The following is a 13,596-nucleotide window of genomic DNA, read 5'->3' as shown; positions in this document are numbered from 1 at the left end:
AAATCATTTTAATATAGATGAGATTTGTATTCCGGAAAGAACGATTGTCAGGATAGAAAAGTAAATATAGAAATATACGTTATTAGAAAAAGCGACTTCACTTTGTATGAAGTCGCTTTTTCTGTTGATATGTGAACGGCCTATTATATAAGAAGTGAAAAGCTCACTTGATGAAGAAAAAATAAATGATGGATAAAAATATAATATAAATCATTCCAAAAGAACGTAGGTTCGTGTATAATTAGAACGAACGTTCTTGTATGTGTAGATAGTATACGAATAAGAAATAAAGTGAAACTTTAATTAGTTGGGTGTTCATCGTCCGTTATTTATTAGCTTTCACCAATTAAGCGTTTACGGGCAGTTGATTTTTGTCTTACCTTCTCGCATATAGCGGATTTTGAGGTAGGAGCTTCACTACCTGTTAATGCCGGATAAATATGAGCCTAGCATTATGAAAGAATAATTGAGTACCATTATGTGTGAAATTGAATGGATAAATGATCAAGGAGATAAAGAAATGAATGATGTAAAGGTGCAGAAAATAGAAAGAGAATGGGTTCCATTTACAGTAATGTCCGAACAGTTGTTAAGTTTGCGAAAGGTTATTGGAGAGAAGTTTAAAGTACAAAAACCGCTCTTAACAAACGAAGCAAAAGAGAGAATTTTTGATAAATTATTAACGGCATTATTGTCTGAGAAAGAAATATTGGTGACATATTTTGAAGATGGTTACATCCTTACAAGTTATATGACAGTAGTGCATATAAACCCGCTAAAGCGCATTGTAATATGTACGGACGCATTTTATAAAACTTACGTATTTAATACTACAGATATTATTGAAATAACGTAAAGGAAGCTGAAATTTAAATTTTAGCTTTTTATTTTTGTTAAATGAGGAACAGAAAAAATGAAACGAAAAAGCAGCTAGCTTCATACTAGCTGCTAAGCCCCAGGGAAAGGGAGAAAAAGATAGGGTACTCCAAAAATCAATAATAGCTGTGTAACAGCCTGATTATAGTATAGACAAATTTATTATTCCTAAACAGTACGATGAAAAAATAGGACTAAGCTGTACCTACTTGGTTTTGATCTGCAAGGTCAGAATCAAACGTATTAGTCGCGCTCACGCCATTAAAAGTATTGACAACAAAACCAACGTTTGAAGCACCAGATCCATTATAAGCCTTCGTATTTTCTTTCGGAGAAACGTTGTAGAAATCGCCTAAGTTAAATGAACCGTTACTATTTTGTACAACTAAATTCCCTACAACTGAGGGCATAGTTTTCACCCGCTTTACAATCATTTGTTAACACTACTATATGGTCTTATAGTCCAAATGGTTCATGTAACAAAAATTGTGGAATAGTAAAACGTTTGAAGTGTAGCTTAATCCTACAATAAAAGTATGTTAAAATTAATGTAAGGTCGATTAATTTTAAAAAACAATTGTATAATTAATATATGCGAAATCAAAGGAGGCAAAATGTAATGAATAATGTTATAAAAAAAGTAGATTTAACAGATGCAAAATCAAGTAATCTTGTTGCACTTATTTATAGCAATGAAGTTATTTTGGTTGAAGAAGCATTTTGTCCAAATGAAATAAAATTAAAGTTAAATGAAATTGCAATTTTATCGGCTATTAAAACAGCACATATAATGAAAGTAACCATCAGAAAAGAACTGGAAGCAATTTTTCATGACACTGGTGTCTTATTTGTGAAGCATAGTGTTGATTATGGTAACAGTCAATCTATCACTATGCATTTTGAACAATTCAAAAAGTTGCAAAATGAGATTGAGAATTTAAATAAAAGTATGTAATAAGAATAGATGAAGAAGCATTCATAGAGGTGAACTGTTCTATGTTGAAAAAATGGTTTGAAATTTTTGGGGATGAATCCCGCTGTAAACATAAATATAGTTTTATTAAGATGCAGGATAATGAAGATTTTAAAACTGGTAAGTTAGGTGTAGCTTATATGTATCGATGTGAGAAGTGCGGGAAAGAGAAGCTGAAATATAAAAGCAATAACGAAATAAATAATGATTTTTTTGATATATAAGCAAGAGTAACTGTTATGGTTACTCTTTTTGCTTACATAAAAACTCCTACTAAAGTATGAAATGAGTTGATACTTTAGTAAATGGCTGAATGAAAAGGGAGAGTGTAAAATTTTATAAAGGAGGAGAGGTACATGCAACGAAACGAAACTGGAAAAATTGTAATGATTACAGGAGTGACGCAAGGATTAGGTCGTGCAATGGTTGATCGATTTCATGAATTGGGATGGAATATATATGGCTGTGGACGTTCCAAAGATAAAATTGAAGAATTGAAAAAATATTACGGTAATATACATGATTTTCAAATAATCGATGTTTCAGACTCCCAGCAAGTAAGTAGTTGGGCAAATTATATACTTCATAGAAATAGAGCACCAGATTTGTTAATAAATAATGCGTCGATTGTTAATAAAAATGGGCCACTGTGGAAAGTAACCGCTCAAGAATTCGAAAATATAATGAATGTAAACGTAAATGGTGTAGTAAATGTAATTAGGGCATTTGTCCCAGCGATGGTAGCTAGGAAAGAAGGAATGATTATTAATATGAGTTCTAGTTGGGGCAGAGAGGGAGAAGCTGAGCTTGCGCCATATTGTGCCTCAAAGTTTGCAATTGAAGGTATCACGAAATCTATGGCACTTGAATTACCCTCTGGTATGGCTGTTGTTGCTTTAGATCCGGGCGGAAGTATCAGGACCTCAATGCTGTATTCATGTGCACCACAGTATGTAAATGAATCACCCACACCTGAAATGTGGTCACATCATGCGATTCAATATATATTAAATATAACAATAGATAAAAATGGAGCTTCATTGACATGCCCAGAATGTATGTAAATATATTTTGAATTGTATACCTATCTTTTAATTAGCATATTTTCAGTGATATACGCTTTGTCTAAAAAAAGTACCTTAAAGGTGCTTTTTTGTATGATTAACACATTTTAGAATTCACAAAATTACATATAGAAAATAAATATGAAATAAAGGATGTCATTTGTGTATGGCGAAAAAAGCACTAGAAAATTTCTAAATAGGTGATAAAAATGAATCCAAGCGGTTTAAAAGTGACAGGAGCATGGTTTCAAGTAGGAGGAAATCTTACTGCGGCTATTGGGACGACAAGAGGATTTATTGGAGAAGAGAAAGTTGAATCAGATCTTGTAATTGTAGGAAGCTCATTACAAGCCCTCGGTTATATATTACAAATAATAGCGAGTAATGATACCGGAGATGAAGCTGAAAGAGAAAATCAAAATATGTGTTTGGAGAATAAAAGTGAAATGCTCGATAAAATGGGCATTGAATTATTAGCATTAGGGAATATGTCAAATGTAATAGGAACATATTTTAATATAAATAAACAATTGAAAGAGAATGATTATCTCATAATTGTCGGGAACAGTTTACAATCGATTGGAGCTTTTTTAGGAGTAGAAGCAGCTTTGCTTCAGATGAAAGCAATACAGAGAATTATAATACTAGGTAATTCTTTGCAAAGTTTAGGTGCTGGACTTCAAGCGTATCAAGGTATTATTAATGTATCAAAGAACGAAATAGAAAATGAAGGCAGTATGGTTGATAAAAAGAATGAGAAGATAATAGCACTCATTGGTATTTGGATACAAGCAATAGGAACTATTATTTCTGCAATTGGATTAACTATAATAGAGGAAGAAGAAAAATTAGAAAAAATAAATATATGAAAATACACATTTGATAAAGGAAGGGGGATTTCAATTTTACATACGTGGTAAGATTGAAGTAGTAGGTTTTTAGGCATTTGAATAGAATATATAAGAGTAGAAAAGTTTTTCATGCTTAATTGGAATGTATGAAATATAAAAATAATTGGTTTTGTGAGCGTATGAAAAGAAGAGCGATAAAAAATACAAAACAAGGAGTTTTCAAGAGATGATGTATTTATTGGCAATTCTACTACCACCAGTAGCCGTATTATTTTGTGGAAAACCATTTCAAGCAATAATTAACTTCCTATTAACATTAATATTTTGGGTTCCAGGAGTTATACATGCGATATTAGTTGTACATGATAAAAAAGCAGACCGGAGATTAAAAAAACAAATTCGAGCATATGATGAAATGAATAAGAGGGATAGAAGGTAGCTAAGTCGTGAAATGATTGTAAAAAGAAAGGGGGACTACCTCCTTTCTTTTTTTCATTCTGTTTAAGTTTAAATTTTAGTATAGCGGTAAGAATTTTTAATATAAGTATTGTGATAATTAGTTTTAGACTGTGCGCTTAATAAACCGGTGTAAATGTTTTCAGGCACGTTAAAGAAATCATACATTCCATTCTTTAATTGAATGCGTAAAATCATAGAAAAAGGATTATAGCCAACAGCAACAATATTTTTGGAACTCACGGGAGATAGCTTCATCATTATGCAACTCCTCACTTTTCATTTTTAATAATTTCTTGTAGATGTTGAGGTTGTAGTGTTGAAATCCTTATAATTAAAGAGATATTATACTTATATGCAATATATTAAATGTTCGTTATACGTAATGATAAGGAAGTTCACACGAAGTACATATCGTTGTGCTATTTTTATTTCACCTTTGATTTATAAATAAGAAAATATTGACCATTTGAAAAAAAGGTATATTATTTATACGAGGTATGAAAAATTCACTTTTTACATTCTATGCTTCAAGGGGCAGCATTATTAGGAAAAATAGAAGTGAAAATAGTTTGTATAAGAAGAATTTTAAAATTTATAATCTGTGAATTAGGAAAATATTGAATGCTCCAGGTCAATATACTTTCTTAATTAAATTCAGTTTAGAAAGTGACCTCAATATTTTTAAGTAAATCAACGGGAGAATTGAAAGGCAGGAGAAAGTAACATGTCAGAAAATTATCGTTCTCGAGAGGAGCGACGACAAGTTAAAAAGAAAAAACAGCCAGCTTCTAAAACACAAAAACCAAAAGGTAAAACATCGTTCTTTCGTAAGTTTTTGATTACTTGTTTATTACTTGGTATTGTTGGTTTAGTGGCGGGGGTTGCTACCTTCTTCGTAATGATTAAGGATGCACCAAAACTTGAGAAAGCAAAACTTGTTAATCCGTTATCCTCAAAAATTTATGATAAAAATGGCGATTTGGTATATGAATACGGGAAAGAAAAACGGACGAATGTTACGTATGATCAAATTCCTAAATTAGTAGAAAATGCATTTTTAGCAACTGAAGATGCACGTTTTTATGAGCATAGTGGAGTAGACTTTAAAGGTACTGCCCGTGCTGTCTTGGTGAGTCTTAAAGGAGATTACGGTTCACAAGGTGGAAGTACAATAACGCAACAAGTTATTAAAAACTATTTCTTATCGATGGAAAAAACATCAAAACGTAAAGTTCAGGAAATATATTTAGCGTATAAGCTAGAACAACAATATTCAAAACATGAAATTTTAGAAATGTATTTAAATAAAATTAATTTAGGAAACCGTTCATATGGAATCGCAACAGCAGCACAAAACTACTATGGTAAAGAATTGAAAGATTTAACATTACCAGAAGTTGCGATGCTTGCAGGTTTACCGAAAGCACCAAATAACTATGATCCATCGAAACCAGAAAATGTTCAAAGGGCAACAGAAAGAAGAAATGTTGTACTAAAATTAATGAACCGACATGGTTATATTACAAAGGCAGAAATGGAAGAAGCATCAAAAGTACCAGTGGATAAAAATATTAAGAGTGCAGCTGAGCTACAAGCAATGCCATATCCTGCATTTATGGATGCAGTTGTGAAAGAAGTAGAAAAAGAATTGCCCGATGCTAATATTGGCTCAGATGGTTTAGAAATTCATACAACTTTGGATCCAAAAGCACAGAAATTAGCTGATAATATTTTAAATACAAATATTATTAATTATCCAAATGATAAATTCCAAGGTGCTTTCACATTTATGGATACGAAAACAGGTGAGGTTCGTGCTATAGGTAGTGGACGCGGTGAAAATAAAGCAGTATTTAAAGGGCATAATATGGCAATTGAATTAGATCGTGCAGCTGGTTCGACGATGAAGCCAATCTTTGATTACGGTCCTGCAATTGAATACTTAAAATGGGCTACGTATCATCAAATTGATGATTCTCCATTTAAATATTCAACTGGACAAGAACTTCGAAATGCGGACAGAAGTCATTTAGGCCCAATTACTATGCGTGAAGCATTAAAAATGTCACGTAACGTTCCAGCAGTTAAAACTGCAAAAGAAGTAGGAGTTAATAAATCAAAGGAATTCTCTGAGAAATTAGGTATTACATTTGATAAAGCGCCAGAAGAATCTACAGCTATTGGTACAAACGAAGTATCACCAACTGAAATGGCGGGTGCTTATGCGACATTTGGTAATGGTGGAAAATATGCAAAACCGCATTTTGTTAAGAAAGTAGTTTATCCAGACGGCAAATCACAAAGTTTTGAGCAAAAACCAAAACAAGTTATAGCTGACTCTACAGCATATATGATTACTGATATGCTTCGTTCAGTAGTAACATCAGGTACTGGTACAGCAGCAAATATAAGTTCTTTAGATGTAGCTGGTAAAACAGGCACAACAAACTATGCTTCAAAACAATTAGCTCAATATAACATTCCAGAAAGTGCGACTCGTGATAGTTGGTTTGCAGGTTATACGCCGCAATATACGATGGCAGTATGGACTGGGTATATGAAAGATGGTAAAGACGAGTATATTAGTAGTAAAAATACGAAAATCGCACAGTTGATCTTTAAAGAAATGATGAGCGAGATGGCTACAGATAAATCAAGATTTAAAATGCCAAGTAGTGTAATTCAAGAAGGTAGTGAGCTGCGTATAAAAGGGGAAAAACGTGATTCTTCTCCAAATACGAGCGTACCGGATACAACGGAACAACCAAAACAAGATCAACAGCAAAAAACTGAAGAAGAGAAAAAGCAAGAAGAATTAAAGAAACAAGAAGAACTTAAAAAACAAGAAGAACAAAAGCAACAAGAGGAACTGAAGAAGCAAGAAGAACAAAAGAAACTAGAAGAGCAAAAGAAACAAGAAGAAAAGAAACAAAATGAACAAAATAATGGAAATGGCCAAGGAACGACACCTCCAGCAAATAACGGAGGAGGCCAAGGAAATACAACACCACCAGCGAATAATGGAGGAGGCCAAGGAAATACGACACCACCAGCGAATAACGGAGGAGGTCAAGGAAATACAACACCACCAGCGACCACACAACCAGATACTGGCGGGAATGCAGGAGAAGCCCCTGTCAATAATGGACAATAAGAGAAGTTAATAAAAAGTACAAAAAAGCACTTAAGATTTGTGAAAATTACAATCTTAAGTGCTTTTTTATCGTTTAAATTAAAATATTGATTATTGATTTCCTATAGAAAATTCTATAGTAAGCAGTTTATAGGTTTTTAGGATTAAATAGTTGTTATGTGAAATTACTACATAATTTTCTATTTGAAGTATTATTTTCGTTAAAATGCAGCAGCTATGCAATGATGAATTTAAATGTTAAAAGTACCGTAGAAATTTTGAAAATAAATTGATGGAAAATGATAAAAGACTTGAGCCTGAGGCAATGGAGTATAACTGGGGTTGTAGAAGGTAGTACTACTTGGATGTGCGCCATGATGCCAAAATGAGGGAGTAACTTGACCGGGAATTTGATAGTGTTGCCAAGTTGCAGGGAGTTCAATTCCTGCATCGGAACTAGCTGTATGAACGGCTGGAACGTGTATCCCAGGAGTCGAAGGAACGACGGCTGTTACTCTTGAAGACACCCACATAACATAATCACTCCTAAGTTGTGATAATAAAGTAGTATATTCTTTTCACGCGTATAAAGGTACATATAGATAGGACTTTAGGCTAATGTATACTTATAAAGTTGTAAGACCAATTTAAATTGATGGTGGACCATTTATTATAAAAAGATACGTCTATTTACGGAGGGAACAGGGACTAAGAAAATGTAAAATGGAGGTGTTAATTGCAATAACATACGTGTTTATGGAGGAATTTTAATGGAACGATTATGGACGAAATCATTTATTCAAATGACTTTCGCAATGTTATTTTTATTTACAGGATTTTATTTACTAGTTCCAACGCTCCCACTCTTTATTAAAGAGATAGGCGGCAATGAATCACAAGTCGGACTTATGATGGGAATGTTTACAATAGCGGCAGTTGTAATACGACCGATTATTGGAGGGATGTTGGATCAATATGGTAGAAGATCGTTTATTATTTTCGGGCTCATCTTTTTTGGGTTAACGATGTACTCTTATAATTTAGCGACGACAATTGTCCTTTTAGCTGTTTTACGTGTTATTCACGGGGTAACATGGGCTGTTTCTACAACAGCTGTTGGAACAGCGATAACTGATATTATTCCAGATTCACGCCGTGGTGAAGGTATGGGTTGGTACGGGATGGCTATGACAATTGCAATGGCAATCGGCCCAATGATTGGATTATCGGTTGTACAACATTATTCATTTCACGGCCTATTCTTGTTAGCAACTCTTTTATCCTTTATGGCAGTTTTATTATCGTTCATGACGAAAATGCCATTCACACCACAAAAAGAAAAAGGGAAAATGCAACTGTTTGAAAAATCCGTTCTATCAATTACGATTGTTGTTTTCTTTTTATCATTTGCATATGGAGGGATTACGACGTTTTTACCGCTATTTGCATCGTCAATTGATGTGAATCCTGGGACATTCTTTCTTGTATATGCAGTTGCTTTAACGACTGTAAGACCAATTTCAGGAAAACTATTAGATAAGTATGGAGAAGTATTTATCATACTCCCGGCACTATGTATTACGATTATCGCAATAGTTGTATTAACGATTTCAAATAGTTTAATGGGTGTAGTTATCGCAGCTGCATTATACGGTGTTGGATTCGGTTCAGCACAGCCCGCATTACAAGTAGCGATGCTTACAATTGTTGATCCGAGTAAAAGAGGAGTTGCTAACGCTTCATTCTTTACCGCATTTGATTTAGGGATTGGACTTGGTGCAATTTTACTTGGAGTTGTTTCGCAAATGTTCGGTTACCGTATTTTATTTGCAGGTAGTGCAATTTCAGGACTAATCGCTTTCATTATTTTTGTCATTTTTGTAAAACAGCGATTAGGTAAAAAAGAATTTGCGTAAATGGGAGTAACAAAGATCAAAATTTCAATTGAACTTAACGATTTACAATGGTTAAAGGATAACATAATAATAATTCAATTCAGCCGGACTATTCTTTAGGGATAGTTTCTGAGAAATCAGATGGGGAAAGCGTGTCAGTTGAGAAAAAAGTCATTCTATTTTGGGAGATGTTTATAATCTTTGGTACTTTAAAAACTATCATTTAGTTAAATGTTACTATGAGGAAACGAAAGAAATTCAATTTAATTATGTAAAATAATAACTTTTTTAAAAGTAAATAAGTTTTATATAAGAATTATATTGAAGAGATAGTGAAATAAATATTATGAAGAAACGAGTTGTATATGTGTACAGCTCGTTTTTTTATTTTCTAAAAAAAAAATGGGAGAATGATATGTTCTGTAGGATTTTCTGATTCATCCTTATATTTTGTTTTAATAAGGCGGACAAAGAAGTCTGTCCTTTCTTTATAAAATATGAAAATTATTTTTGAAAAATTGTATTGTTACATCGGTAAAAGTATAGGGAACTTATCATTATAAAATAAATTGAAATCTTCTAAAAACTCTGATACATTGAAATAGAAATGTAGTTTCACGATTTTGTAAAGGCTTACAGTTATGTGCACGAAGATCTATTAGGATTGGAGGAAATAATGATGAAAGCTGAAGAAAAATTTTCCCCGGGATTAGATGGTATAGTGGCAGCGGAGACGAAAATTTCGTTTCTTGACACAGTGAAAGGTGAAATTGTAATTCAAGGGTATGATTTAATCGAACTCTCAAAAACAAAAGAGTATTTAGATATTGTGCACCTTTTATTGGAAGAAAATCTACCGAATGAGGATGAAAAAGCAAAACTCGAAAAGAAATTAAAAGAAGAATACGCGGTACCAGAAGGCGTATTCAACGTATTAAAGGCATTACCGAAAGAAACGCACCCGATGGATGGATTGCGTACAGGTGTGTCCGCATTAGCTGGTTACGATAATGATATCGAAAACCGCTCGTTAGAAGTAAACAAAAGCCGCGGGTACAAATTATTGAGCAAAGTACCAAACATTGTAGCGAATAGCTATCATATTTTAAATAATGAAGAGCCAATTCAGCCTCTGCAAGAATTAACATATAGCGCGAATTTCTTCTATATGTTAACAGGTAAAAAACCAACTGAACTTGAGGAGAAGATCTTTGATCGTTCCCTTGTTTTATATAGTGAACATGAAATGCCAAACTCTACATTTACAGCGCGCGTTATTGCATCAACGCAATCGGACTTATATGGTGCTTTAACAGGTGCAGTTGCATCTTTAAAAGGTAGCTTACACGGTGGTGCAAACGAAGCGGTTATGTACATGCTTTTAGAAGCTGGTAATGTTGAGAAGTTTGAAGAGTTGTTACAGAAGAAACTATATAACAAAGAAAAAATTATGGGCTTTGGACATCGTGTGTATATGAAGAAGATGGATCCAAGAGCACTGATGATGAAGGAAGCTTTAAAGCAGTTATGTGATGTAAAAGGCGATTATACACTATATGAAATGTGTGAAGCTGGAGAAAAGATTATGGAGAAGGAAAAAGGAATTTATCCGAACCTTGATTATTACGCAGCTCCAGTATATTGGATGCTTGGTATTCCAATTCAACTTTACACACCAATCTTCTTTAGCTCTAGAACAGTAGGACTATGCGCGCACGTAATTGAGCAACATGCGAACAATCGATTGTTCCGTCCACGTGTAAATTATGTTGGCGAGCGACATGTACTTAGTAAATAAGAACAACTGGGGAGTTGTTAGCGCCGCCCGCTAGATGGGTGTTTGACCGACACCCATCATTAATAATAACGAATTTTCGACAGAAAGGGAAGAATAGTATGATTAAAACAAATGAAATTAAACAAAAAGATGCATTATTAGAAGAAATTGCGGATTATGTATTAAATAAAGAGGTAACTAGCGCAGAAGCATTCAGTACTGCTCGTTACGTATTACTTGATACACTTGGATGCGGAATTTTAGCATTACAATATCCAGAGTGTACGAAATTACTAGGACCAGTTGTACCAGGAACGATCGTGCCGAATGGTACACGTGTACCAGGTACGTCATATGTGCTTGATCCAGTGAAAGGTGCATTTAATATCGGATGTATGATCCGTTGGTTAGACTATAACGATACTTGGCTTGCAGCAGAGTGGGGACATCCATCTGATAACTTAGGCGGTATTTTAGCAGTTGCAGATTATATTAGCCGTGTTCGTATTTCAGAAGGAAAAGAACCATTAAAAGTACGTGAAGTATTAGAAATGATGATTAAAGCACATGAAATTCAAGGTGTACTAGCTTTAGAAAATAGTTTGAATCGTGTTGGTCTTGACCATGTATTATACGTAAAAGTAGCAACAACTGCTGTAGTTGCAAAAATGCTCGGCGGAACACGTGAAGAAATCTTTAATGCATTATCACATGCATGGATTGATAATTCTAGTCTTCGTACATATCGTCATGCACCAAATACAGGCTCACGTAAATCATGGGCAGCAGGTGATGCAACAAGCCGCGGTGTTCATCTTGCAATGACTGCTCTAAAAGGTGAAATGGGATATCCAACAGCATTATCTGCACCAGGCTGGGGATTCCAAGATGTATTATTCAATAAACAAGAATTAAAGTTAGCAAGACCATTAGAGTCTTATGTAATGGAAAATGTATTATTTAAAGTTTCATATCCAGCAGAGTTCCATGCACAAACAGCTGCAGAGTGTGCTGTGAAATTACATCCAGAAATTAAAGAAAGATTAGATGAAATTGATCGTATTACGATTACAACTCATGAATCAGCAATTCGTATTATCGACAAAGAAGGTCCATTAAATAACCCAGCTGATCGTGATCATTGCTTACAATACATTACGGCAATTGGTTTGTTAAAAGGAGATATCGTTGCGGATGATTATGAGGATGTAGTAGCAAATGATCCACGTGTAGATGAATTACGTAATAAGATGGTTGTTGTTGAAAACAAACAGTACAGTTTAGATTACCTTGACCCGAACAAGCGCTCAATCGCCAACGCTGTTCAAGTTCATTTCAAGGATGGCACTGTAACAGAAAATGTGGAATGTGAATATCCACTTGGTCACCGTTTCCGTAGAGACGAAGCAATTCCAAAAGTTGTTCAAAAATTCACTGCAAATATGGCAGGTCATTATTCTAGTAAGCAACAAGAACAAATTCATGAAGTTTGTCTAAATGAAGAAAAACTAGAAAATATGAATGTAAACGAATTTGTAGATCTATTCTTAAATTAATAATAGGGGGAATTTAGAATGGCTTGGGTTGTGAATAAACAGTCAACACAAGAGGAGCTTGCGAATCGCTTCCGAGCTTTAGTAGAAGCAAATGGGATTTTGCAAATTCCAGGTGCTCATGATGCAATGGCTGCTCTTGTTGCGAAAAATACAGGTTTTTCAGCTTTATATTTATCAGGAGCTGCTTATACTGCAAGTAAAGGTCTACCAGATTTAGGAATCGTGACGTCTACTGAAGTAGCAGAAAGAGCAAGAGATCTAGTAAGAGCTACAGATTTACCAGTTCTTGTTGATATTGATACAGGATTTGGCGGTGTATTAAACGTAGCGAGAACAGCAGTAGAAATGGTGGAAGCAAAAGTTGCGGCTGTTCAAATTGAAGATCAACAATTACCGAAGAAATGTGGACATTTAAATGGTAAGAAACTCGTTACTACAGAAGAATTAGTTCAAAAGATTAAAGCGATTAAAGAAGTTGCACCAAGTTTATATATTGTGGCACGTACAGATGCTCGCGGTGTAGAAGGCTTAGATGAAGCGATTGAAAGAGCGAACGCTTATGTAAAAGCAGGTGCAGATGCGATATTCCCTGAAGCGCTTCAATCAGAAGAAGAGTTCCGTCTATTTAATAGTAAAGTAAATGCGCCTTTACTTGCGAATATGACTGAGTTCGGGAAAACGCCATATTATAGTGCAGAGGAATTTGTGAATATGGGCTTCCAAATAGTTATTTATCCTGTAACTTCACTTCGTGTTGCAGCGAAAGCATATGAAAATGTGTTTACTTTAATTAAGGAAACAGGTTCTCAAAAAGATGCACTTTCAAGTATGCAAACGAGAAGTGAGTTATATGAAACAATTTCATATCATGACTTTGAAGAATTAGATACTGGAATTGCAAAAACAGTATTATCAGAGGATCAATAGATAAAACAACTAAGGCGATGAGAATACATCTTTGGCAAAACGAACTGCTTGATGTGACAATTCATCGCCTTCTGTTTTCACAAAT

The 13,596-nt window shown here is 34.2% G+C and carries 14 protein-coding genes and 1 pseudogene; 12 read left to right on the top strand and 3 right to left on the bottom strand.

All coding sequences use genetic code 11. The annotated features are described in order from the left end of the window. The first annotated feature begins 520 nt into the window (after window positions 1-520). Window positions 521-856: a YolD-like family protein gene (locus AC1Q8N_RS04825; RefSeq protein ID WP_098049337.1), complete on the top strand. Its 336-nt coding sequence runs from the start codon at window positions 521-523 to the stop codon at window positions 854-856. 214 nt (window positions 857-1,070) lie between these two features. On the opposite strand, the gene gerPF is transcribed toward AC1Q8N_RS04825, so the two are convergent. After that, entirely contained in the window at window positions 1,071-1,286 is a 216-nt protein-coding gene (gene gerPF / locus AC1Q8N_RS04820) for a spore germination protein GerPF (RefSeq protein ID WP_001141565.1), read from the bottom strand. Window positions 1,287-1,495: 209 nt separating this feature from the next. Between gerPF and AC1Q8N_RS04815 the strand changes: the two genes are divergently transcribed. The 5 genes from AC1Q8N_RS04815 to AC1Q8N_RS04795 all read left to right on the top strand — a co-directional run bounded on the left by AC1Q8N_RS04815 (window position 1,496) and on the right by AC1Q8N_RS04795 (window position 4,203). After that, the gene (locus AC1Q8N_RS04815; RefSeq protein WP_001066873.1) at window positions 1,496-1,831 is read left to right on the top strand and encodes a hypothetical protein; all 336 of its coding nucleotides are present in this window, start codon (window positions 1,496-1,498) and stop codon (window positions 1,829-1,831) included. A gap of 41 nt (window positions 1,832-1,872) precedes the next feature. Continuing rightward, window positions 1,873-2,073: a hypothetical protein gene (locus tag AC1Q8N_RS04810; RefSeq protein WP_048546644.1), complete on the top strand. Its 201-nt coding sequence runs from the start codon at window positions 1,873-1,875 to the stop codon at window positions 2,071-2,073. Window positions 2,074-2,205: 132 nt separating this feature from the next. Further along, entirely contained in the window at window positions 2,206-2,913 is a 708-nt protein-coding gene (locus AC1Q8N_RS04805; RefSeq protein ID WP_048546646.1) for an SDR family oxidoreductase, read from the top strand. Between the two features lie 209 nt (window positions 2,914-3,122). Further along, window positions 3,123-3,782, top strand: a complete 660-nt coding sequence (locus tag AC1Q8N_RS04800) for a DUF6944 family repetitive protein (RefSeq protein WP_098136898.1) — start codon at window positions 3,123-3,125, stop codon at window positions 3,780-3,782. A 208-nt stretch (window positions 3,783-3,990) separates the two neighbouring features. Further along, window positions 3,991-4,203, top strand: coding sequence for a YqaE/Pmp3 family membrane protein (locus AC1Q8N_RS04795; RefSeq protein WP_046955724.1), 213 nt, complete (start codon window positions 3,991-3,993; stop codon window positions 4,201-4,203). A 68-nt stretch (window positions 4,204-4,271) separates the two neighbouring features. On the opposite strand, the gene AC1Q8N_RS04790 is transcribed toward AC1Q8N_RS04795, so the two are convergent. Then, entirely contained in the window at window positions 4,272-4,481 is a 210-nt protein-coding gene (locus tag AC1Q8N_RS04790) for a KTSC domain-containing protein (protein ID WP_000977083.1), read from the bottom strand. A 466-nt stretch (window positions 4,482-4,947) separates the two neighbouring features. Here AC1Q8N_RS04790 and AC1Q8N_RS04785 point away from each other — a divergent pair, with 466 nt between their 5' ends. Further along, the gene (locus AC1Q8N_RS04785; RefSeq protein WP_431101715.1) at window positions 4,948-7,377 is read left to right on the top strand and encodes a transglycosylase domain-containing protein; all 2,430 of its coding nucleotides are present in this window, start codon (window positions 4,948-4,950) and stop codon (window positions 7,375-7,377) included. Between the two features lie 230 nt (window positions 7,378-7,607). Here AC1Q8N_RS04785 and AC1Q8N_RS04780 read toward each other — a convergent pair whose 3' ends face one another. Beyond that, window positions 7,608-7,889, bottom strand: coding sequence for a hypothetical protein (locus AC1Q8N_RS04780; protein ID WP_048546653.1), 282 nt, complete (start codon window positions 7,887-7,889; stop codon window positions 7,608-7,610). Window positions 7,890-8,126: 237 nt separating this feature from the next. On the opposite strand from AC1Q8N_RS04780, the gene AC1Q8N_RS04775 reads away from it, so the two are divergent. The 5 genes and pseudogenes from AC1Q8N_RS04775 to prpB all read left to right on the top strand — a co-directional run bounded on the left by AC1Q8N_RS04775 (window position 8,127) and on the right by prpB (window position 13,511). After that, entirely contained in the window at window positions 8,127-9,272 is a 1,146-nt protein-coding gene (locus AC1Q8N_RS04775) for an MFS transporter (RefSeq protein ID WP_098132209.1), read from the top strand. Between the two features lie 68 nt (window positions 9,273-9,340). Beyond that, a pseudogene (locus AC1Q8N_RS04770) lies at window positions 9,341-9,531 on the top strand (hypothetical protein); the annotation flags it as partial. A gap of 396 nt (window positions 9,532-9,927) precedes the next feature. Further along, entirely contained in the window at window positions 9,928-11,049 is a 1,122-nt protein-coding gene (gene mmgD / locus AC1Q8N_RS04765) for a citrate synthase (RefSeq protein ID WP_048546658.1), read from the top strand. Window positions 11,050-11,147: 98 nt separating this feature from the next. Beyond that, complete coding sequence (gene prpD / locus AC1Q8N_RS04760; RefSeq protein ID WP_000598118.1) at window positions 11,148-12,584, top strand: 2-methylcitrate dehydratase; 1,437 nt, start codon at window positions 11,148-11,150, stop codon at window positions 12,582-12,584. Window positions 12,585-12,602: 18 nt separating this feature from the next. Further along, complete coding sequence (gene prpB, locus AC1Q8N_RS04755; protein WP_098076291.1) at window positions 12,603-13,511, top strand: methylisocitrate lyase; 909 nt, start codon at window positions 12,603-12,605, stop codon at window positions 13,509-13,511. Window positions 13,512-13,596: the final 85 nt, after the last annotated feature.

It is taken from the genome of Bacillus sp. GW823-FHT06B01 (genome assembly GCF_058952315.1).
Note: the sequence above shows the minus strand (reverse complement) of the source record. Positions and strands in the feature narration are given on the sequence as shown.